19 protein-coding genes are annotated in these 20,408 nt (G+C 58.1%); 5 read left to right on the forward strand and 14 right to left on the reverse strand.

What is annotated here, in order from left to right:
* Positions 1 to 162: 162 nt before the first annotated feature.
* On the forward strand, positions 163 to 609 hold the full coding sequence (gene dtd / locus ACP7AJ_RS07500) for a D-aminoacyl-tRNA deacylase (protein WP_426059570.1): 447 nt from the start codon (positions 163 to 165) through the stop codon (positions 607 to 609).
* Between the two features lie 35 nt (positions 610 to 644).
* Complete coding sequence (locus tag ACP7AJ_RS07505; RefSeq protein ID WP_092677522.1) at positions 645 to 971, forward strand: nucleotide pyrophosphohydrolase; 327 nt, start codon at positions 645 to 647, stop codon at positions 969 to 971.
* 210 nt (positions 972 to 1,181) lie between these two features.
* On the opposite strand, the gene ACP7AJ_RS07510 is transcribed toward ACP7AJ_RS07505, so the two are convergent.
* From ACP7AJ_RS07510 to ACP7AJ_RS07550, 9 genes are all read right to left on the reverse strand, one after another.
* A complete protein-coding gene (locus tag ACP7AJ_RS07510) occupies positions 1,182 to 1,901 on the reverse strand; it encodes a 2-phosphosulfolactate phosphatase (RefSeq protein WP_426059571.1) in 720 nt (239 codons plus the stop codon).
* A 95-nt stretch (positions 1,902 to 1,996) separates the two neighbouring features.
* A complete protein-coding gene (gene gcvT, locus ACP7AJ_RS07515; protein ID WP_426059572.1) occupies positions 1,997 to 3,097 on the reverse strand; it encodes a glycine cleavage system aminomethyltransferase GcvT in 1,101 nt (366 codons plus the stop codon).
* Between the two features lie 188 nt (positions 3,098 to 3,285).
* On the reverse strand, positions 3,286 to 4,350 hold the full coding sequence (locus ACP7AJ_RS07520) for a branched-chain amino acid aminotransferase (protein WP_426059573.1): 1,065 nt from the start codon (positions 4,348 to 4,350) through the stop codon (positions 3,286 to 3,288).
* 162 nt (positions 4,351 to 4,512) lie between these two features.
* Positions 4,513 to 5,061 (reverse strand): cob(I)yrinic acid a,c-diamide adenosyltransferase, encoded by a 549-nt coding sequence (locus ACP7AJ_RS07525; RefSeq protein WP_426059574.1) that lies wholly within the window; start codon positions 5,059 to 5,061, stop codon positions 4,513 to 4,515.
* A 55-nt stretch (positions 5,062 to 5,116) separates the two neighbouring features.
* Positions 5,117 to 5,836, reverse strand: a complete 720-nt coding sequence (locus tag ACP7AJ_RS07530) for an ABC transporter ATP-binding protein (RefSeq protein ID WP_426059575.1) — start codon at positions 5,834 to 5,836, stop codon at positions 5,117 to 5,119.
* A 13-nt stretch (positions 5,837 to 5,849) separates the two neighbouring features.
* Entirely contained in the window at positions 5,850 to 8,576 is a 2,727-nt protein-coding gene (locus ACP7AJ_RS07535) for a tetratricopeptide repeat protein (protein ID WP_426059576.1), read from the reverse strand.
* Positions 8,577 to 8,629: 53 nt separating this feature from the next.
* Complete coding sequence (gatC, locus tag ACP7AJ_RS07540) at positions 8,630 to 8,917, reverse strand: Asp-tRNA(Asn)/Glu-tRNA(Gln) amidotransferase subunit GatC (RefSeq protein WP_092677536.1); 288 nt, start codon at positions 8,915 to 8,917, stop codon at positions 8,630 to 8,632.
* A 29-nt stretch (positions 8,918 to 8,946) separates the two neighbouring features.
* Positions 8,947 to 9,765 (reverse strand): lysophospholipid acyltransferase family protein, encoded by an 819-nt coding sequence (locus tag ACP7AJ_RS07545; RefSeq protein WP_426059577.1) that lies wholly within the window; start codon positions 9,763 to 9,765, stop codon positions 8,947 to 8,949.
* A gap of 68 nt (positions 9,766 to 9,833) precedes the next feature.
* Entirely contained in the window at positions 9,834 to 10,415 is a 582-nt protein-coding gene (locus ACP7AJ_RS07550; protein WP_426059578.1) for an NUDIX domain-containing protein, read from the reverse strand.
* Between the two features lie 460 nt (positions 10,416 to 10,875).
* Here ACP7AJ_RS07550 and ACP7AJ_RS07555 point away from each other — a divergent pair, with 460 nt between their 5' ends.
* Complete coding sequence (locus tag ACP7AJ_RS07555) at positions 10,876 to 11,127, forward strand: hypothetical protein (protein WP_426059579.1); 252 nt, start codon at positions 10,876 to 10,878, stop codon at positions 11,125 to 11,127.
* 108 nt (positions 11,128 to 11,235) lie between these two features.
* The gene (locus tag ACP7AJ_RS07560; protein WP_426059580.1) at positions 11,236 to 11,817 is read left to right on the forward strand and encodes a ribonuclease HII; all 582 of its coding nucleotides are present in this window, start codon (positions 11,236 to 11,238) and stop codon (positions 11,815 to 11,817) included.
* Between the two features lie 50 nt (positions 11,818 to 11,867).
* On the opposite strand, the gene ACP7AJ_RS07565 is transcribed toward ACP7AJ_RS07560, so the two are convergent.
* From ACP7AJ_RS07565 to ACP7AJ_RS07575, 3 genes are read right to left on the reverse strand one after another with little or no spacing between them, the layout of a single operon-like run.
* Positions 11,868 to 12,311 (reverse strand): response regulator, encoded by a 444-nt coding sequence (locus ACP7AJ_RS07565; RefSeq protein ID WP_426059581.1) that lies wholly within the window; start codon positions 12,309 to 12,311, stop codon positions 11,868 to 11,870.
* 58 nt (positions 12,312 to 12,369) lie between these two features.
* Positions 12,370 to 13,926, reverse strand: coding sequence for a sensor histidine kinase (locus ACP7AJ_RS07570; RefSeq protein WP_426059582.1), 1,557 nt, complete (start codon positions 13,924 to 13,926; stop codon positions 12,370 to 12,372).
* A gap of 23 nt (positions 13,927 to 13,949) precedes the next feature.
* Positions 13,950 to 14,339: a CZB domain-containing protein gene (locus ACP7AJ_RS07575; RefSeq protein WP_426059583.1), complete on the reverse strand. Its 390-nt coding sequence runs from the start codon at positions 14,337 to 14,339 to the stop codon at positions 13,950 to 13,952.
* A 239-nt stretch (positions 14,340 to 14,578) separates the two neighbouring features.
* Here ACP7AJ_RS07575 and prfB point away from each other — a divergent pair.
* A protein-coding gene (gene prfB / locus ACP7AJ_RS07580) for a peptide chain release factor 2 (RefSeq protein WP_426059585.1) occupies positions 14,579 to 15,656 on the forward strand; the annotation gives its coding sequence in 2 pieces (ribosomal slippage) (positions 14,579 to 14,638 and positions 14,640 to 15,656; 1,077 coding nt in all).
* 66 nt (positions 15,657 to 15,722) lie between these two features.
* On the opposite strand, the gene ACP7AJ_RS07585 is transcribed toward prfB, so the two are convergent.
* Positions 15,723 to 17,114, reverse strand: a complete 1,392-nt coding sequence (locus tag ACP7AJ_RS07585) for a RagB/SusD family nutrient uptake outer membrane protein (RefSeq protein WP_426059586.1) — start codon at positions 17,112 to 17,114, stop codon at positions 15,723 to 15,725.
* A gap of 36 nt (positions 17,115 to 17,150) precedes the next feature.
* Positions 17,151 to 20,156, reverse strand: a complete 3,006-nt coding sequence (locus ACP7AJ_RS07590) for a SusC/RagA family TonB-linked outer membrane protein (RefSeq protein ID WP_426059587.1) — start codon at positions 20,154 to 20,156, stop codon at positions 17,151 to 17,153.
* Between the last annotated feature and the right edge of the window lie 252 nt (positions 20,157 to 20,408).

Here is a 20,408-nt window from a genome sequence, read left to right on the forward strand (position 1 = left end):
GCCGCTGCGAAGGTCGATAAAGTTCATCAAACCTCGGCTGTTCCGCTATTTTTGATGGTTGCACCGGGTGCCTTGGCCATTTGCTCAGGCGAAATGGCGAGCCAAGCGACCCAAACCGCCTGCTTACCACCGGCCCCCTCTTCCCCTACAAATCCCTTTTTTATGCGTCTCGTCATTCAGCGCGTCAGCGAAGCTCAGGTCACCGTCGAAGGCCAAGTTTCCGGGCGCATTGGCCCGGGCTTATTGGCCCTGGCTGGGTTCGCACCTACCGACAACACTGCCTCACTTACCTGGATGTGCCGCAAGCTGGTGCAACTGCGCATTTTTGGCGATGAGAACGGCCAGATGAACCGTAGCGTCGTCGATACCGACGGAGAAATTCTGGTAGTTAGTCAGTTTACTCTCCTGGCCGATGCGCGCAAAGGCAACCGGCCCAGCTACATTGGAGCAGCCCCGCTTCCCATTGCTGAGCCGCTCTACCAGCAATTCGTGGCCATGGTCGCCAAGGAATTAGGCAAGCCCGTTCCCACTGGCATTTTTGGCGCCGACATGAAGGTCAGCCTGCTCAATGATGGTCCGGTGACCATCGTGCTTGATACTCCCGCCTAAAGTTGGCTTTGACCTCAGCTACTAATCCCGCACTCATGACTCTCGAAGAAGCCCAAAAAACCGTCGACACTTGGATAACCACCACGGGCGTCCGCTATTTCAATGAGCTCACCAACATGGCCATTCTCACCGAAGAAGTGGGCGAAGTAGCCCGGCTCATTTCCCGGCAATACGGTGAGCAGTCGTTTAAAGAATCTGACAAAGGCCGCGAACTAGGCGATGAACTGGCCGACGTACTATTCGTCGTTATCTGCCTGGCCAACCAAACCGGTGTCGATTTGACGGAAGCCCTGACGCGGAACTTGGCCAAGAAAACCCAGCGCGACAGCCAGCGGCATCATGACAACGAGAAGCTGAAGTAGGTCGCAGGATTTGGCAAGCACTGTTTGTCCTAAAAAGAGCTGTGTGCGTCCGCGCAAGTCAGCACGATATAGAGACGCATACTTGCGTCTCGTCGTTGAACTATGTCTGAAAGATAGCCTTGTTACGTTTCCCAAACAGCGCTGCCGACGAGACGCAAATATGCGTCTCTACATCGTGCTGACGCCAAAAAAACCAACTAAAACAGCATCTTAATTCAAAACCAGTCGGTCGTTTTTCCAGATGGGCAACACGTCGGCGTAAGCATCTATCCGCAGGCAGAACTCAAAGTCTTGGCTGGCTTCTAAGGAATTAAGGCGGCGCACGTGCGCCGATTGCAGCAGATACCCCGATAAGTCAGCTTTGCCCTGCTGCCACAGGTGTAGCGCGGCCAAAGTAGCGTCGGAGTTGCGCACATCGAACTCATCGGCTAATAATTCAGCCAGGACCCCGCCAAACACAGTGTCCTCCAGGCAGAACCGGCCCTTCCAGCCGGCACAAACGACTAACACATCGCGGCCCTGCTGGCGGGCAAACGCTGCTACGGCGCTTAGGTTCAAAAAAGACCCAACGACCACATTTTCTGCCGATAGAGAGCGGCGCAGGGCAGCAGTGCCATTGGTAGTGCTGATGGTGAGGGCGCGGCCTCGCACCGGGTAAGCAGCATCTAGAAAACCAAAGGGCGAGTTGCCCAGGTCAAACCCAGCAGCGGGAACGCCATCGCGCTCGGCAGCAGTCAGGCACCCATTCTGCTGGCCATACGCAGTGCACTCTTCCAGCGACGCTACGGGAAAGACGTGCGTCACTCCTTCCCCTAAAGCGGTTACGATGGTGCTGGAAGCCCGCAAAATGTCAACAATGACTGCCACCTGACCGGTAAGGTCATATAGCGGCAGCAACTCGGGAGAATAGCAAATATCTAGTTTGGGCACGGAATAGGGTAAGGAGTAAAAAGTTGGGAGTTATGAGTTGATAACTGGAGATACGAGGCCCTTTTTTATCAACTCATAACTCCTAATTCTTAACTCTACTCCGCGCCCTTGGTCAGCGGCAATTTACTCACCGTGGCGGGCAGGTTTTTGCCCCGGATTTGCACAAAAATCTGGGTACCGGGAGTCGCAAACTCCGACTTCACATAGCCCATGCCAATGCCTTTGCTCAGCGAAGGGGACTGGGTGCCGCTGGTTACGTCGCCAATTTTCTGGCCCTCGCCGTCCACCAACTCGTAGTGGCCGCGCGGGATGCCGGGACCGTCCATGATGAAGGCCACCAGCTTTTTGTTGACACCGGTTTCCTTCTGTTTCTTCAGGTTTTCGGCGTTGGTGAAGTCCTTGGTGAATTTGGTAATCCAGCCCAGGCCGGCTTCAAGGGGCGAAGTGGTGTCGTCGATGTCATTGCCGTAGAGGGCAAACCCCATTTCAAGGCGCAGCGTGTCGCGGGCACCAAGGCCGATGGGCTTGATGCCGTGGGCTTGGCCGGCTATCATGATTTTATCCCAAATCTCCGCAGCGTGCTCGTTGGGAATGTACAGCTCAAAGCCGCCCGCGCCGGTGTAGCCGGTGGCCGAAATGATAACATCGGGCGCACCGGCGAATGTGCCTTGAACAAAGGAGTAGTATGGGATGCTGGAGAGGTCCACATCGGTCAGCGTTTGCAGGGCGGCGCTGGCTTTGGGGCCTTGCACGGCAAACAGGCTGGTGCGGTCCGAGATATCCTCCATTTCCACGCCCTGATTGTTAAACTGCTGAATCCAGCTCCAGTCTTTTTCGATATTGGAAGCATTCACCACCAATAAGTAATCCTCATCGGCCAGCTTGTACACAAGAAGGTCATCCACGATGCCGCCGTCGCGGTTGGGCAGACACGAATACTGGGCTTTGCCCGGGGTGAGCTTGCTGGCGTCGTTGCTGGTCACGCGCTGAATCAGGTCGAGGGCCTGGGGACCACGCAGGCGGAACTCGCCCATGTGCGACACATCAAAAATGCCTACTGCCCGGCGCACCGTGTGGTGCTCGTCCAAGTCAGAAGAGTAGCGCACCGGCATGTTGTAGCCAGCGAAGGGCACCATTTTAGCGCCCAGCTTTTGGTGCGTGTCGTTGAGGGTAACGGTTTTCAGAGAAACGGTCATGTGAGGGACTGAGTGGCGGAATAACTGAGTGGGAATGCACTTGGTGCTGCAAAGGTGGGGCAAAAAAGAAAAGCCGCTTCGGAGCGAAGCGGCTTTTCCACTAAAATGTCATGCAGAGGGCAGCGAAGCATCTTGCTCAACGAAGCAGTAAAGATGCTCCACTGCCCTCTGCATGACGTTCAATTGAGCTACACCCGCACCATCCAGTTGTGCACATCGGCTCCTTCGCCGGTGCGGATGGCGTCGAGGGCCGCGCCCACGCGCTTAGAGAAGGCGTTGGGGCTCACTTTGGGCAGGTCGTAGTCGTGGCCCTGGTAGCCGATGGTGGCAATGGGCGCGATGGTAGCGGCCGTGCCCGCGCCGAAAGCTTCTTCGAGTTTGCCCGCTTCCAGTGCTTCCACAATTTCGCGGCTGCTCACTTTGCGCTCTTCTACCGGAATGCCCATGTCGCGGGCCAGCTGCAGCACGCTGCGGCGCGTCACTCCGTCGAGAATAGACGTGCTCAGTGAAGGCGTAACCACGCGGCCATCAATGACAAAAATGGCGTTCATCGTGCCCGATTCCTCCACGTACTGGTGCTCGGTGGCATCGGTCCAGATGAGCTGGTTGTAGCCTTCCTTCTGGGCCAGCTTGGTGGGGTACATAGCGCCGCCGTAGTTGCCGGCCGCCTTGGCATAGCCCGCGCCGCCCTCGGCCGAGCGCACGTACTTCTGCTCGAAGCGCACGCGCAGGGGCTTGTTGTAGTACAAGCCCACGGGGCTAGTGAAAATCATGAAGCGGTAAGACTCCGAAGGCCGCACGCCAATGAAGCCATCGGTAGCGAACATAAAGGGCCGGATGTAGAGCGAACTGCCGCCACCGGTAGGAACCCAAGCCGAATCGATGCGAATCAACTCGCTCAGACCCTGCATAAATAACTCTTCGGAGATATTGGGCATGCACATGCGGTCGGCCGAGGCATTGAGCCGCGCCCAATTGTCGAGCGGACGGAACAGAGCCACGCCGCCATCGTTCTGGTGGTAGGCCTTCATGCCCTCAAAAATTGACTGGCCATAGTGCAATGCCGAATTGGCGGGGCTCACGGCCATGTCGCCGTAGGGCACAATTTGAGCTTCCTGCCACTCGCCATTGTGGTAGTCCACGGCAAACATGTGGTCCGAATACACCTTGCCGAACTCCAGGTTGGCTGGGTCGAGTTCGGTGAGGCGCGAAGCCGTGGTGCGTTGCGTGCGAATGGGGAGAATGTCAATCATAGAATGAAATTTGCTGGATACTAGTGGGCGGGATTTTCCGAGTACGGAGGATGGAGGCAGGGTGGCTGTAATTAAAAAGGCAAAGAAATAATAACCGCGGTATTTACATGGTTTAACCCTTTTTCAGGTTTCAACCATATCAACCTATCAACTGAAATTTAACTAAAGTCGTGCCTTCCACGTCACTTCTTCAACGCCCAGCTCGTGGGCCATGTACCGACTAATCACAAACAGGTAGTCCGACAAGCGGTTCAAATAAACCACCACCAGCTCGGCCACAAACGACTCTTCGCTAAGCAGAATGACCATGCGCTCGGCGCGGCGGCATACGCAGCGGGCCACGTGCGCGTGGCTCACGGCGGGGTGCCCACCCGGCAGAATGAAGGCCCGTAGCTCCGGCAATTCGGCATTCATGCGGTCCATCTCGTCCTCCAGCAGCGTCACGTCGGCTTCGTGCAGGTCGGGCAGCTTCATTTTTGATTTATCTGGGTCGGCCGCCAGCGCCGAGCCCATAGTGAATAACCGGTCCTGAATTTCCTTGAGCAGCGGCCGGCGGGTGGCATTCACGTCCTGGTCGCGCACCAAGCCGATGTGAGAGTTCAGTTCATCAACCGTACCATAGCACTCGATGCGCAGGCTGCTTTTGGGCACCCGGGTGCCGCCAATGAGGGAAGTGAGGCCTTTGTCGCCGGTTTTGGTGTAAATTTTCATAGGCTGGAAAAAGAACAGCACACTCCCCTCCTTTTCAAAAAGGGGAGTGTGCTGTTCAATGGCTAGTTAGTGCGTGCGTCGTAACATCCTTGTTTACCTCGTCTGACTCCACCAACCCATCGCGCAGGCGCACAATGCGGTGCGCGTACCGGGCAATATCTTCTTCGTGCGTCACCATGATGATGGTGTTGCCTTTAGAGTACAGCGCCTCGAAAAGGTCCATGATTTCGTGGCTGGTCTTGGAGTCGAGGGCCCCGGTGGGTTCGTCGGCCAGCAGCACGCTCGGATTGTTGACGAGGGCACGGGCAATGGCCACGCGCTGGCGCTGGCCACCGCTGAGCTCGTTGGGCCGGTGGGAAGCCCGGTCGGCAAGGCCCACGGAGCGCAAAGACTCAAGGGCTCGCTCGTTGCGTTCCTTCTTATTCAAGCCGGCGTAGATGAGCGGCAGCGCTACATTGTCGAGGGCGCTGGCGCGGGGCAGCAGGTTAAAGCTTTGGAAGACGAAGCCAATCTCCTTGTTCCGCACCTCGGCCAGCTGGTTGTCGCTCATGCGGCTTACATCCTGGCCGTTGAGAATATACTGGCCTTTGGAAGGGGTATCGAGGCACCCTATAATGTTCATCAGCGTGGACTTACCTGACCCCGACGGCCCCATGAAGGCCACGTATTCGCCACGCGGAATCTGAATGCTTACCGAGCGCAGAGCGTGGATGACTTCCGCTCCCATCACGTAGTTTTTTGCGATGTCCGTCGTCTCAATTACGTTTGAATTCATGGCACTTTGAGGCTTATTGCAGAGGTGAGGGAGCCGGAGCCCCAGAGAAAGACGCTGCCGCCGCTGCACGGGCTGCTTGGCGAGCAGCGTATTCGGCAGCTAAAGCAGCATAAGCAGCAGGTGGAAGCTGCTGGCGCAGCTCGGCCAGCGCGTCGGCGGCATAGTCGCTCAGGCCAGCGTCGGCCGCGGCTAGTGCATAGCTCCTCAACAGCGGGAGGGAGCGAGGGTTTTCGTCGAGCCCAGCACGCAAGGCCTCGTAAGCCGCCAGGTAGTTGCGGCGACGGGTGTAGAAACTCGCTGCGGCCAGCACCGCGCCCTCATTAAAAGGTGCCTCCCGCACAATACGTCGATAGTTCTTGATTGCCTCCGCTGGCTTGCCCTGCTGCTCGGCTCGTTGCGCTTGCGCCAGCCAATTGCTACCAACCCGGCCAGCCGTATTCTCTGCCGGAACAATGCTGCCAGCAGATAGATGCTGCTGCACTTGTCGCCCCTGCTGCCGCTGCACCGAATCAGAAGACGCCGCTAGGCGTGCGGCCACTACTAGGGCCGAATCGGCACGGCCGCTCAGTGCCAGCGCATACACGCGGGCTTGCAAGGCAGATGTGGCGCCGTGCGTAGCCGCAAACGCCAACTGATTGGCGGCAGTGGCGTATTGGCCCTGCTGTAGCTGCCACAGCCCCAGCAACTGTTGGTAGTAAGCGGAGCTGGCGCTGGTGCCAGCGGCCAACGGCGCCAGCAGCTGTCGGGCCGACTGTTCCTCCCCTCTTGCGTGGCGCGCCAGCGCCTGCAGAAATAGCAGTTGCTCGTAGTAGTTCGCATTGGCCGGTTCGTTGGCAAGCGTCGATAAGCGCACCAACAGCGCAGGCGTGAGTTGGTCTTTGCGCTTGGCCACGTTGAACAGCACCAAATGATAGAGCTGAGCAAAGCTGGCATCATCCAGCATGCTGATGCTGGCGGGTAGTCCGGCGGGCTCCTGACCTGAGGCTGGGGCCTGCAACTGCAGCAGCGTGTAGTTACTGGCCAAGCCCGGCTCATCGGCTGGCACCTTCATGGCATCGCCCAGCTTGCGCGCCTCTTCCAGTAGGTTCTGGCTCAATAAAAAGCCGAGCTGGTTGGTGCGGCTAGAGTAGCTGCCGGGTGCCAACTGCTCGGCTTTATCCAGATAATAGGCAACCGAATCGGTAAGGGAAGTTCTGGTGAAAAGCTGTGCTAAATCGCCAGCCAGGGCGGCGCTTCTGGGTTCGGCTTTCAGGCCACGCCGCAGCACTTCCAAGCCCTCAAACAAGTCAGCCGGGTCGTGGAACAGCGCGGCGAGGCGGAGCGAAATTTTCTCGTTTGGGCCGCGCAGAAGGGCCCGCCGCAGCGCGTTGATTTCGTTTCGGCGCTGCTGGCGGAAGCGGTACAGGGCTGCCCGCCCCATTTGGGCGTGCAGGTCGCCGCGGTAAAGCACATCGCCCGTTTCGGCGTAGTACCGCTCGGCCAAGAGGGCCAAGCTGAGGTTGCTGGGGTCGGCTTCGCTTTGCTGCCGGGTCAGGTCGCCGAGGTGGTTGTATTCGCCGGCCGCAACCTGGTCGGTCAGGGGGCGGTTATTGCGCACCTGCACCATAATGAGCCCTCCTACCGCCAGAATATAGATTGGATAAAAAGGCAGGCGACGGGGTTCAAAGACCACCTTGTACACCCGGAGCCGCTTACGAATAAGCGGCCCGAAATTCAGGAGCACATAAATCAGAAAAGCTCCGCCCAAGAACAGCAGCGCCTGAGAGGTAAAGTCGCGCGCTGCCCGTAGCAAAGGCGTATTGTCCGTCGCAAACGCGTAGCCCAAAGCGCCAGCTGCGCCCATGAGCAGCAGCGGATACAGTTGGGCCGCCCGAGTGTACGGAAACCAATCGGCGTAGGAAGGCGCCCGCAAGCGCAGGCCCAGGCCGGCGGCCACCACGGCGGGCAACAACAGCACCAGCGGGTCAAGCTGCACGCTCGGGAAAAGCTCGAGCCTGCCCTTGTTCCAAACCAACCAGGAAAGCGCGCCCAGATACAGCCCACTGGCCAGCACAAACGGCACGAGGCCAAACCGGCTGCCCGGCTGCTCGGCCTGGGTATTAAACCAGAGCAGGGCCCGGATATTTTCAAACCCAACCCAAAGCACCAGCAGCGCCACCATCACGGCGCCTCCCATTGTAGCGTAGGCCGCCAGCTGCAACGCCGTTTCGGCTGGCGACAAGTCGCTTTTTACAAATAGCAGCACACTTAGCCCTGTCGTTAGGGCCCCGAAAATCAGCCACCGCCAGCCCAGGCGCAGTCCCTCAGCAAATGCGTGGAGCCCAAAGGCCCCGCCCACCAGCAACCCCAGCGCCAGGTACAGAAAGTACCGTTGCCCGACCTCGAATACGCCCACCACATCCAGGTTGAGCGACATCAGCAAAAAGATGACCGGCACCATGCCGGCTACAAAACCCGCCCGGGGCAAGGTGCTGGCCACCGCCAGCCAGCCGGCCAACGCAAATGCCAGCAGCAGCAAAAACAAGCTGGCAGCCACCGGCTGCGTAAAGGGCCCGGCCACGTCGTGTGTCAGGCTCACCACAAAGCCGCTCACGTGCACCGGCAGGCTAATGGCGCCCAGCACCACTTGCTCCACCGTGAGGGGCACGCCCTCCAGGTGGGGCACTACCGTTAGGGGTAGCGTGGCAGTACTGCCCGTAAAGTAGTAAAACACCGCCAGCCCAACGGCCAGCGCAGCCAATACAGCTAGCCAGGTGGGCAGCCCAAACCGCTGAGAAGTTGGTTGCGCCACCCTTATTCCAGCACTTTGGGCACCCGGAAATAATCCGAGTCTTTGCGCGGGGCGTTGCGCAGGCCATCTTGGTGGCTCACGGTGTTGCGGGCCTCGTCGTCGCGCAACACGTTTATCTCCTGCGAGAGGTGCACCAGCGGCTCTACCCCGGTCGTGTCTAGGCCTTCGAGCTGGGCTACAAAGTCGAGGATGTTGTTGAGGTCGCCGAGCATCTGCTTCTCGCGGGTTTCGTCAAATTCGAGGCGGGCCAAGTGGGCCAGGCCGCGAAGGGTGCCAAGGTCGGTACTCAAGGAAGTAATGCGTTAAAAGGTACTACGAATTAAGAATTGACAGACTGTGGCTGCTCCTGCGAAACAGCCGGCGCCCGCCAGGTACTTGGGCCTGGTTTCACTGCCCCTTCGGGCAGAAAGTCGCCGGCCAGCTGGGCAGCTACGCGCTGCTTCAGGGCAGGAATGTCGGCCAGGGTAAGCCCGTCTGTAGAAATGGGCGGATGAAAAACGATTTTCAGGCGGTGGTAGCGCACGCGCAGGTCTTTCTGGACATCGGGCATGAACATGTGGTTCAACGGCATGCCTACAGGCACCAGTGGCACCCCCATCTCAATGGCCAATTGAAACGCACCATCCAGTAGGGGCAGCAGCTCTTTGCCAGGTGTGGGAGAGATACGCCCCTCAGCAAAAATGGCAATGCTCTTGCCTGCCGCCAGCCCGCGCCGGGCCGCTACCATGGCGCGCCCCCGGCTCACGGCGCTGGTGCGGTCTACGGTGATGTAGACGTTGCCAAAAATGGGCCCCCACACCGGCACTTTCGCCAGCGAGGCTTTGCCCATCATGTTCAGAAACCCAGGAATGTACTTGAACAGCATCATGATATCGACATACGAGCCGTGGTTGGCCACGTACACGCAAGGCTGCGAAACAGGCTCTTTACTTTCGCGCACAACCTCAATGGGCACCGCCCACATGGTAATTGAAAACCACGACCAAAAGCGGTTCAGGGCGTGCACCACGCCATGGCCATCGGGCCGGCGGCTGAAGTACCACTGAAGCGGAAACGTGAGCACAAACGGCACCAGAAACCAGAACGTAGCCCAGGTGGTGTAGAGACGCTGGCCGATGTAACGAAGCAGGTGGCGCATATCGGCAAAGTTAGCGGATGAAGTTAGGAGGTGAGGCTGGGGAAAACAACGCGCCAGCCAGAGCCGCCCTAAACGGTTCTCGCCGCTAATACTTTTTCAGCCTTCAATAGGCCCGCCACGCTGATGCCGTCGGTGATGCGGTCGTCCATTGCCATGCGCACGGCTTCGGCCAGCGGGAGCTTCCACAGGCGCAGGTCCTCGGTTTCTTCGGGCTCTAGGTCGCTTTGGGTTAGGTCTTCGGCCAGGTACACAAAGCCTTCTTCATCGGTTACGGAGTTGGAGGTGTGCAGGCGGGCAATGCGCGTCCAACGGGCGGCAAGCAGGCCGGTTTCTTCCTTCAGCTCGCGCTGCGCCGACTCCAGCACGTCGCGCTCAATTAAGCCGCCGCCCATTGGTATCTCCCAGCTGTATTCATTCAGCGGATACCGGTATTGGCCCACCAGCCAAGTGTTGCCTTCCGCATCGACTGGGATGATGCCTAGCGCCTTGTTTTTCATGCTCACCACGCCGTAAATACCGCGGCCCCCGCCCGGGTTCACCACTTGGTCTTCGCGCACCGAAATCCAGGGATTTTGATATTTAACCTCGGTGCTCAGAGTTTGCCAAGGGTTGTGGTTTTTGTCAACTTCGGGCGCAGTAGTGTGTGGCATATCTATTAAATAAAGCAGAACTTGGTTGTAAAATTACACTTTTTGCCGCAACAGCTCAGCGGTTGCAAAACATGTTATCGTTCCATTCACCGTGCTTAATCAGCCATTGGGCGCCTATTGTTGACGTTTAGTCCGAAAATTATTGCATGTCGCCCGGCCCTTGGCGTACCTTTGAGTCATAAGTACCCCCGCACGGGCTGGAAATGTGGAAAGGAAGGACCTCTCGTGCGGCGGCGCTCTGGCTGAAAAGGTGGGGTAGACACCTTCAAGCCAGACCCGCCACTTTAAGGCCATCGCACTTGTGCGATGGCCTTTTTTTGTACCCAAACCGTGGCAAAAAGTGAGCCCTGCAGTTTAACTAACTGTTTATAAAAGGCCTGCTCTTGAGCTTTCAACCTTGGCTAGCGCGGCTCCGTACCACTGAGCAACGGCCGCCCACATTCCGGCCGTTACTCTTCAAATGGCTCAGTCCAAGTCGAAACCCAACCAAAACGCCACGCAAGACGAACACGACCCGCTCTTTAACCTGAAACATGCCCAAGCTGAGGCTGACTTGGCCGCCAAAACCGGCGGTCTGGGCCCTGTGACCAACGAATACGTGAGCACGGACGAAGACAGCGAAATCGATGAAGGCCCCCGCGACAGCCAAGGCTTCCGCCGTGGCGAAAGCGAAGACAATGTCATCGGTAGCAACGCCGGCGACCGGAAGTAAGCGAGATTTTATTGCCTTCAACGCCCGTTTGGCCGCCTCTATTGCGGCCAGACGGGCGTTGCTTTTAGTGGTTAGTTTGGAGTGCTAAGACATTATTTTTGCGAGCTTATGTTCCTTCTCTCCTCCCTTACTGGCCACGTGCTCGAAGCTGGCCTCGATGAAGCTGGCCGAGGTTGCCTAGCGGGCCCCGTATTTGCCGCGGCCGTTATTCTGCCCATCGATTTCAATCACCGCTTTCTAAACGACTCCAAGCAACTCACGGCCAAGCGGCGCGAAGCGCTGCGCCCTATAATATGTGCCGAGGCGGTGGCGTGGGCCGTTGGCCAAGCCACGGTAGCCGAAATTAGCACCCTTAACATTGCACAAGCCAGCTATTTGGCTATGCACCGAGCTGTGCAGGCCTTGGCAATAGCCCCGGCTCATTTACTGGTCGACGGCAACCGATTTAGGCCCATGCCAGGCTATGAGCACACCTGCGTGATTGGAGGCGATGGCCTTTACCGCAACATTGCCGCAGCTTCTATTCTGGCCAAAACCTTTCGGGATGAGCACATGCATGCTTTGGCAGCAGAATTCCCCGAGTATGGCTGGGAGCAGAACGCAGGCTACCCCACACAAAGCCATCGCGCCGCCATCCGGACGCACGGGCCTTGCGCCCACCACCGCATGGGGTTTAGGCTGCTATCATAAACGCATAATCAATAAAATCGGAGCACATGCACGCCGCGCCGACTTATAATTTATTGCTTCAGCTTGAGCAAGTCCAGGAAAAGGCTGAACCCATCCACGCTAGTGCCGCCTTCGCCAAACTTGTCGAAGCTTAGCGGCTTAATGATATAACCACTCACCGCCAAGTGCTTGGCCTTCAGCCGTTCCGACTCTAGGTCAGAAGTCGTCATGATAAACACGTTCAGGCTCACAAACTCGGGGTCGGAACGAAGCACCTCAAGCAGCTCCAAACCGTTCATACGTGGCATGTTAATGTCGAGCATTACGACATCGGGCCTGGCGATTTTGGGCTCATCACCCTCGCCGCGCAACATTTTGAGGGCGTCGCGGCCATTTCGCGCGTGCACAAGGGGCACGTCAATGTTTTGGCGGCGCAGCTCCCGCTGCACGTTCATGACGTCCATCTGGTCGTCTTCCACGAGCAGGATGCTGGGCGTGGGATGGTCGGAGGACATAGGCGTAATAAGTTTTCAGAAGCGGAATATGCCCGCAAAAACCAGCACAAATCTGGGATTAGGTAATGCTTGGTACGGCAGAATGGGGTACGGCGTCTATAGTCTTTGTCGAAATTCTAGCTTTAGGAGGCTGTTTGGGCCACGTGAACACGAACTTAGCACCCTGTCCTTCCGCCGATTTGACCCCAATACGACCGCCTTGGCGCTCCACAATTTTTTTCACTATGGCCAAGCCTACGCCGGTGCTTTCCAGGGTGTCGCGCTCGGTCAGGGTTTGAAAAATGACAAAAATTCGGTCGTGATATTCCGGGTCGATTCCGGGCCCGTCGTCGGCCACCGAAAAAAGATAAAAATCGCCCGCATCTTCGCAACTAATGTGCACTGTTCCCGACTCGGGATGGTCGTGATACTTCAGGGCATTGCTGATGAGGTTGGTGAATACCTGCTGCAGCTGTACCACGTTGGTAGTAAGGGTAGGCAGAAAAAACGGCAGCTCGACGCGAAAGCCGGGTGGCGGGTTAAGGCTATCTATCACTTCGCGCAGTAGCGTACGCACAAACACGGTTTCATCGGCCTGGGCCGTGCGTCCCACGCGGGCAAGGTCCAAGATTCCGGTAATGAGTTTTTCCATGCGGTGCACCCGCTGACGCATCATGCTCAGGAACTCCCGGATGGATTCGGGCAGTTGCTCCTGGCCCATGTCTTCCTCTATCCAGCGAGAGGCGCTTTCAATCCCACGCAGTGGGGCCTTAAGGTCGTGCGATACCACGTAGGCAAACTGGTCGAGTTCCTGGTTGCGGCTTTCCAATTGTCTGATGTTGGCCCCCACGGTGCGAGCCATTACGTTCAGGGCTGAAATGAGCTCGCTTACCTCGTCCTGGGCAGTATCCACAATTTGGGTGTTGTAATCGCCATCGGCCATGCGTCGTGCCAGGTCCAGCATGCTGCGCAAACGCCTGGAAAACAACCGCACGATGTAGATAGCCCACAATAGCCCCAACACCAGCGCTGCTACCGCCAAGGCGACCGACAGCCACTGCGCCCGCTCAATACTGTCCTCCAGCTGCTTGCGCAACAGCTGCCGCTTTTGCGCCTCGTTACGCTCAAAGGCTTCCAGTCGCAGCCGGATGTTATCCATTACCTGCTGGCCAGATAGTCCCTCGGCTATGCGACGGTGCGGCATGCCTTCCAAACCGCTTTGTCGGGGGTTGCGGCGGCGGGCTTCCCGCTTTTCGGATACCAACAAGTGGCTATACCCGGCCCATTGCTGAAACAGGCGCTGCGTTTTCTCTATTAGCGCTACTTGGTCGGGCGAATCGGTAACAAGATTTCTAATCTGCGTAAACCGGCCTACCAGCTGCCGCTCGCCATCATAATAAGGCGCTAAGGTCTGCTCATTGCCAATAAGCAGAAAGCCCCGAAAGCCCGTTTCCATGTCGACGATGTTACGGAGCAAGGTTGAGGCATTGTTGGAAATCCGCTGCGAATCCTCCACTTTGGCTGAGTTGCGCAATACCTGCCGGGCCAACTGGGAGTAGAACAATACCACAACCGCGAACAGGGCCAGCAACAACACAAATCCGGCAAAAAGCTTTGTAGTAAGTGTGATTTTCATGCAATTGCACTCTAGTGCATTAATTAGGCTCCCGTACGCATCCTAGCTTCCATGGTTTGGAGCAGAGCCGTCATCTTGTCAGCAATGGTCTGGAGCTGCGGAAACCCAGCAAGTGCCTCTTCCAGTTGGCCTGCCTTATACATATCCATCAAACGGTTGGCTACTTGATGGATGAGCCTAAGCGCTCGGTCAAATTCGCAGGCCTCGGGTAGATGCGCATAAACGCCCCCATTGCGCAACCGATTCGCAACCCAAATGCCCAAGCTGCATTGCTCTGGGTCGCGGGTGGGGCCTTCTGCTCCGCTACTCCCATATAAAAGCGTGCGCAGCTTGCCTTTAAAATGAACATGCCTAATGCGCGCCGAGTCAAAATCCTGCTTTAGCTCTTCCTGGGTCATACTAATTTTAATCACTGCCTTATGAGGCAGGGGCTCTCCGCAGCTTTTTAATTGTTTGGCTACAGCCTTCTACGGCGAGCAGCATAAAGGGAAGGTGCCTTGCCATAATTTGATATCGCTGAGCAGTAGCAACCCAATGAGAAGGCGGCTCCCGCGCTAGAATTCGGTACTTTCGTGCCCAGGTAGCTCCACCTCAGGCACGGCAATACGCCGATACTGACGTGTTGGCTGCCCTCTCATCTTTTCCCCCACCCATGACCCAAGACCAGATTAAGGACTTGAAGGGCCGCGTTGAGGCCCTGAGGAGGTATCTTTGACTACGATACCCGCAAAGCTCAAATAGCCGCCGCTGAGGCGCAAACCACTGCTCCCGGCTTCTGGGACGATTCAAAAGCGGCCGAGACTACGCTTCGCGAAATCAAGGCCATTAAAACCTGGACCGACGACTTCGAAGCTGTACAACAGGCCCTGGCTGATACGGAGGTGCTGTTCGACTTCCACAGGGAGGGCGAGGTGCCCGAGTATGAAATGCAGGCCGATTACGAAGCCACTCTCAAGAAAGTGGAAGGCTTGGAATTCAAGCGCATGCTTTCCGATGAGGAGGACCAGCTCTCGGCCATCATCGATATCAACCCCGGGGCTGGCGGCACCGAAAGCCAGGACTGGGCCGAGATGCTCATGCGCATGTACATCATGTGGGCCGAAAGCCACGGCTTTGGCGTGCGCCAAATCAGCTACCAACCCGGCGAAGGGGCGGGCATCAAGTCAGCGTCGCTGGAAATCGATGGCGACTTCGCTTACGGTTACCTAAAAAGCGAAATCGGGGTGCACCGGCTGGTGCGCATGTCGCCGTTCGACAGCAGTGGACGGCGCCACACGTCGTTTGCATCCGTGTTTGCCTACCCGGTGATTGATGACACCATCAACATCGAAATAAACCCGGCCGACATCTCCTGGGATACGTTCCGGGCCGGTGGCGCCGGTGGCCAGAACGTGAACAAGGTAGAAACTGCCGTGCGGCTCACCCACGCTCCTTCCGGCATCATCATCGCGGTGCAGATTGAGCGCAGCCAGCTCATGAACAAGGAGCACGCCCTGCGCATGCTCAAGTCGCGCCTCTACCAGATAGAGATGGACAAGCGCCACGCCGAGCGCGACAAAGTAGAAGCCACTAAGAAACGAATCGACTTCGGCTCCCAGATTCGCAACTATGTGCTGCATCCCTACAAGCTCATCAAGGACCTCCGCACCGGCATTGAGCGCACCGACGTACAGAACGTACTCGACGGCGACCTGGACGAGTACATCAAGGGATTTCTAATGCAGAGCTAAGCCCGTTGACCCAATAAAAAAGCCCCGCACAGTTTGTGCGGGGCTTTTTTATTGGGTCAACGGGCCTTACTTGTTGGCTTCGTCCCACTGCTTCTCGGCAGCAGGCCGCTCCAAGCGGTCAAACAGGCGGTACGGGGCCGTTGCGTAGGCCAGGGTCTGGTTCGGGGCCGGCGTGGGGTTCAGGCGGTTCAGGCGACGCAGGTCTATCCAGCGGTGGCCTTCGTAAAACAGCGAGTACCGGCGCTGACGCAGGATTTCATTGATGTAGGCCGCGGGGCTGGCCAGCGAGGCAAGGGCGGGCAGCCCCCCGGCACGGGTCCGAATGGCGTTGATATCGGCCAAGGCACCCATCAAGTCGCCGGTGCCCACGCGGGCTTCTGCAGCAATCAGAATCAACTCCTCGTTACGGATAATGTCGAGCGGGGCACTCTGCGAGGTGAACACGCGGGCCTCGTAGGCACCCGTGATGCCGCCCAGCGAGCGGGGGGCGGTGCGCAGCGCCACTTTGCTCAGGCGCAGGTCGCCCGCTTCAGCTTCCGTCACGAAATTATCCGGCACGGACACCAGCGTCGAAGGTTCGCCGTTGGGCACCTGGAAGTAGGGGTTGCCTACGTCGCTGGCCGTGGTGGGGCTGAACGTGATTTTCGGCCCCAGCGTGAGGCTAGCCGTGCGGTCGTAGAACGAGGCGCTCAGGGCGGTGAGGGCACCCGCGTGGTCGCCTTGGTACAGGGCCACGCGGGCCGCCAAAGCGCGGTTGAAGCGGCGGAAAGTAGCGGGCGTGTTGAAGCCCGCGTAGCCGCTCGACAGGGGGAAGGCAAAAGTGGCGCCGGCAGAAGCCAAATCAGCAGCGCCCTGGTCGAGCAGCTGGCGGATGTTGGCAAAGCCTTCGGCCTGGCTGACGAACTTGCCGGGCTTCTCGATGTTGTCCAAATCGATGCGGATGCCGTTTTCGCCCTGCAGATTGAGCAGGTGCAGCTTGCTAAGCGCCTCGTAGGTGCGGGTGAAGCCGGCAATGCCCAGCTTCTGCTCAGCGTTTATCACGGGGCTGCCTTCGGCCGAAAGCCGGAAGATGCGGGCGGCGCGGCCCACGCGGGCGAAGTCGGTGTACTGCCCGTTATAAAAGGCGGCGTCGTCGAGGGCGTTGACGGTGGCGGAGCCCCGGCGGCCCTGCAGCTCATCGTACCAACGACCTTCGGTCAAAGGCAGTACGGTTACTTCGCGGCCCAGGGTGCCCACTATCTGGTTGTAGGAGCTGTTGTTAGCGTGACCGAGGCGCAGCGAAGCCTCTACGCCCACCGCCAAGGCGTTGAGCTGAGCTTGGGTGGCGTTGGTGAGGACGCTTTCGATGCTGGCGTTGTTGGGGTCGGTTACGGGCTCAATTTTCATGAGGTCGCAGCCGGTGGTTCCCAGCAGCGCGGCCAGAGCACCTGCCAGGACCATGGGCCGGAATTTTAACATAGTATGCATAAGGGGAATCTCTAGAGCAGGTGAGAATTAAAAGTCGAGGCCAAGGTGAAAGAACATGCGGCGGGTGTTGGGGTAACCGGCCACGTCGACTTGAGCGAAGTTGGTAGTGGCGCCGAAGTTCGATACCTCTGGGTCGTAGCCTACGTAATCAGTCCAAGTCAGCAAATTGTTCCCCGACACGCCCACGCGAATGTTGCGCACGTAGTCTTTGAACAGGCTGGTTCGCAGGCTGGCCGGCAGCGAGTAGTAGATGCTGGCCTCGCGCAGGCGCACATAGCCGCTGTTCTGAATGTATTCGCGGGCCGAGGCGCTCTGGCGCTGCAGGCCGTTTACTTGGCCGTTGCCGTCGCTGTCCTGGCTCCAGTCCTCGGTGGTGCCGCCTGAGTCCTTAAGCAGCCGGCTCAGGTTGCTGGTGTAGGAGTCTTTGCGCCAAGCCAACAGAAACGAGATATCGAAGCTCTTGAACACAGTGAAGTTGTTCAGGAACGACATCTGGAATCTCGGCTGGGCGTCTTCGTATCGGGTCAGGAAGCTCGGGTTGTTGGGGTTGTCAGTGGCACTGATGGGCGAGCCGTACCAGCGCGAGGGCGACTGCCCCAGGCTGAACACGTTGCGGCCATACGAGGAGCCAAAGCCCAGGCCCGTGTTGAAGGCAGGCACATTTATCTTCGTCACCTCCGAGCGGTTAAACCAGTACTGCGTGGTCGAGGTCCAGGTGAAGTTGGTGGCGCGTACGGGCGTTACGCCCAGCGAAAGCTCCAAGCCACGGTTGCGCAGGTCGCCCACGGCAAATCCCTGCAGCTGCGTAACGCCCGTGCCAGGCGCCAGCCCGAAGTTGCCCACCAAGTCAATTACCTTCTTGTTATACACAGTGGCCTCCAAGGTCACGCGGCTGTCGAGGAAAGCCAGGTCTACGCCAGCTTCCAACTCGGTGGCCCGCTCGGGGCCAGTCCCCGGGTTGCCCACCAGGGTTGAGGGCAGGAAGCCCACCCGCCCGCCGGTACTGGTGTTTACCAGCGGTGAAAACGTGCTGCCAAAAACTGCCGGGTTGCCGGTTTCGCCGTAGGCGGCCCGCAACTTCAACAGGTTCATCGAGGGCAGGTCGAAAAAGCCGAACTTGGCCACGTTCACAGCCAGCGAGGCTTTCGGGAAGGCGTAGTACTTATTGGGGTCGCCGTTGCGGCTCGACTTGTCGAAGCGCACGCCGGCGGTGGCAATTACCATGTCGCGGAAGTTTACTTCCTGCTGGGCCACCTGGCCGATGTCCTGCTCCGAGCCAAATTCTACTTGCTGCGTCACCAGTGAGCTGCGGTTGGGCGAGAGGGGCGTACCGGGAGCCAAGTTCTGGCCCTGGCTGTAGCTCAGGTCGCGGCGCAAGCTCAGGCGCACGGTGCCCACCTGCGAGGTGAGGCTGATGCCTTCGCCCAGGGTCCAGTCGTAGATAAGGAAAGCCTGCATGTTGGAGTTGAAAAAATCATTTTTCGCCACGCGCACTGCACCGGGGTTGGGCAGGTTGCGCTGCGACTGCAGGTCGGCGGGCAAAGCCAGCAGGGCGTTGCTGTGCGAAAAGTCGATGCCACCCTGCACAGCCAGGCGCAGCGACGAGCGTTCGCCTTCCAGAATGCGCAGGGTGGCGTTGCCGGCCTGCACGGTACGGTTGGTTTTTTCCTCGTTTACCGAGCGCTCCACAATGGCCAGCGGGTTGTCGCCGCCGTAGGGGTTATCGGGGAAAATGCCGGCCGCGTTGGGCCGGAGCTGGGCGTAGCTGGGCACATAAGCCAGGGTATAGCCCAGGCTCACACCGCGGTTGTCGTTGCCGGTGAAGCCGCGGCGGTTTTCCGAGTTGATATAGCTCGACGTAACGCCGATATCGAGGCGCTTGCCAATCTTCTGGTCCACGTTCGCGCGGATGGAGTGACGCTGGAAGCCGGTGCGATTTACAATGCCTTCTTCATTGGTGGTGGTGCCGGCCACGTAGAACTTGGTCTGCTCCGAGCCGCCCGATACGCTGAGCGAAGTGTTGCGCAAGAAAGCGGTATTGCCGAATATCTCCTTTTCGTAATCGATGATGTTGCCGCCGGCCTGGGCCGCTGCCAGCGCCGCCTTTTCGTTGTTGCGGCGGGTGGTCACGTTGGCCATCTGGGCCGGGGTGGCGTTGTTCGGAAAGGCGTAGAACCGGTCGATTTTCTCGGGCGTCCAGTCTTCTTTGCCCAGCAGGCGCCAGGCGCGGGCCACGCCCAGGTCCTGGCTAAAGCTTACGCGGGTCTGACCGGCCACGCCGCGCTTGGTGCGGATGATAATAACGCCGGCGTTGGCGCGCTGCCCGTAGATGGCGGCTGCACTCGAGCCCTTCAGCACCTCAATGCTCTCGATGTCGTTCGGGTTCAGGTCGGAAATGCGGTTAAGGGGGTTGTCCTGGGTGCTGCGGCCCTGGATGGTAGAGGCTGCGGCCGAAAACGCGGCGGCGCCGGCGCCGTTGCCGGTTTCCGAATTCACGGCGTACACGCCGTCGATGATGTACAGGGGCTGAGAGTTGCCGCCAAGCGTGGAAATACCGCGCAGCTGAATGGCCACGCCGCCGCCGGGTGCGCCGGAGGTCTGGGCAATGTTGGCGCCTACTACTTTGCCGTTTAGGGCAGCGTCTACTGTCACGGGGCGTGTGCTACCCACCAGCTCCTGTGCAGAGATGGTTGTAACGGCATTGGCCAGGTTAGAACGTTTGATGGTGGTGGCTAGGCCAGTTACCACTACTTCGTCCAAGTTGCGGGTTTCAACGGCCATGGTAACATCAACCGTTGAAGCATTCGTAATGTCGCGCTCTACCTGCTTGAAGCCAATAGAAGTAAACTGCAATGCGGTGGTGCCAGCGGGAACACCAATGGAAAAAGAGCCGTCAGCATTGGTTGCAGTACCAATTTTAGTGCCTTTGGCTAGCACGGTCACCCCAGGCAGTCCCTGGCCACTCGACCCGTCTAAGACGCGGCCAGTGATGGTTCTGTCCTGTGCAACTGCCTGCTGCAACAGACAGGTCATAAGGAATATGACCACACATAAAATTTTCTTCATTGGGTTGGTGAGTGAGAGAAAAGTGAAAAAAGAGTGACAAATGAAAAAGCAATAATACAGTAATTTTAAAATGCATTGCTTTTTATACTACATAACTGAAGATTATGCAGACATATTTTCAATTTTCATTAATGTTAGCACAAAAACTAATCCCTCAACAACGCAATACTCCATATAATATAATTTTCAAATATATTACTGGGGTTCCCGGAAAAGCAA

The sequence above is a fragment of the Hymenobacter sp. B1770 genome, from assembly GCF_049896385.1.
Classification (GTDB): domain Bacteria; phylum Bacteroidota; class Bacteroidia; order Cytophagales; family Hymenobacteraceae; genus Hymenobacter.

Excerpts from the sequence above, each read along its gene's own strand:
- ACP7AJ_RS07505 (WP_092677522.1), top strand. The coding sequence starts at position 645 with ATGACTCTCGAAGAAGCCCAAAAAACCGTCGACACTTGGATAACCACC.
- ACP7AJ_RS07565 (WP_426059581.1), bottom strand. The coding sequence starts at position 12,311 with ATGTCCTCCGACCATCCCACGCCCAGCATCCTGCTCGTGGAAGACGAC.
- ACP7AJ_RS07570 (WP_426059582.1), bottom strand. The coding sequence starts at position 13,926 with ATGAAAATCACACTTACTACAAAGCTTTTTGCCGGATTTGTGTTGTTG.
- ACP7AJ_RS07590 (WP_426059587.1), bottom strand. The coding sequence starts at position 20,156 with ATGACCTGTCTGTTGCAGCAGGCAGTTGCACAGGACAGAACCATCACT.
- ACP7AJ_RS07555 (WP_426059579.1), top strand. The coding sequence starts at position 10,876 with ATGGCTCAGTCCAAGTCGAAACCCAACCAAAACGCCACGCAAGACGAA.
- ACP7AJ_RS07530 (WP_426059575.1), bottom strand. The coding sequence starts at position 5,836 with ATGAATTCAAACGTAATTGAGACGACGGACATCGCAAAAAACTACGTG.
- ACP7AJ_RS07545 (WP_426059577.1), bottom strand. The coding sequence starts at position 9,765 with ATGCGCCACCTGCTTCGTTACATCGGCCAGCGTCTCTACACCACCTGG.
- gcvT (WP_426059572.1), bottom strand. The coding sequence starts at position 3,097 with ATGACCGTTTCTCTGAAAACCGTTACCCTCAACGACACGCACCAAAAG.
- ACP7AJ_RS07560 (WP_426059580.1), top strand. The coding sequence starts at position 11,236 with ATGTTCCTTCTCTCCTCCCTTACTGGCCACGTGCTCGAAGCTGGCCTC.
- ACP7AJ_RS07550 (WP_426059578.1), bottom strand. The coding sequence starts at position 10,415 with ATGCCACACACTACTGCGCCCGAAGTTGACAAAAACCACAACCCTTGG.
- ACP7AJ_RS07525 (WP_426059574.1), bottom strand. The coding sequence starts at position 5,061 with ATGAAAATTTACACCAAAACCGGCGACAAAGGCCTCACTTCCCTCATT.
- ACP7AJ_RS07585 (WP_426059586.1), bottom strand. The coding sequence starts at position 17,114 with ATGTTAAAATTCCGGCCCATGGTCCTGGCAGGTGCTCTGGCCGCGCTG.
- ACP7AJ_RS07520 (WP_426059573.1), bottom strand. The coding sequence starts at position 4,350 with ATGATTGACATTCTCCCCATTCGCACGCAACGCACCACGGCTTCGCGC.
- dtd (WP_426059570.1), top strand. The coding sequence starts at position 163 with ATGCGTCTCGTCATTCAGCGCGTCAGCGAAGCTCAGGTCACCGTCGAA.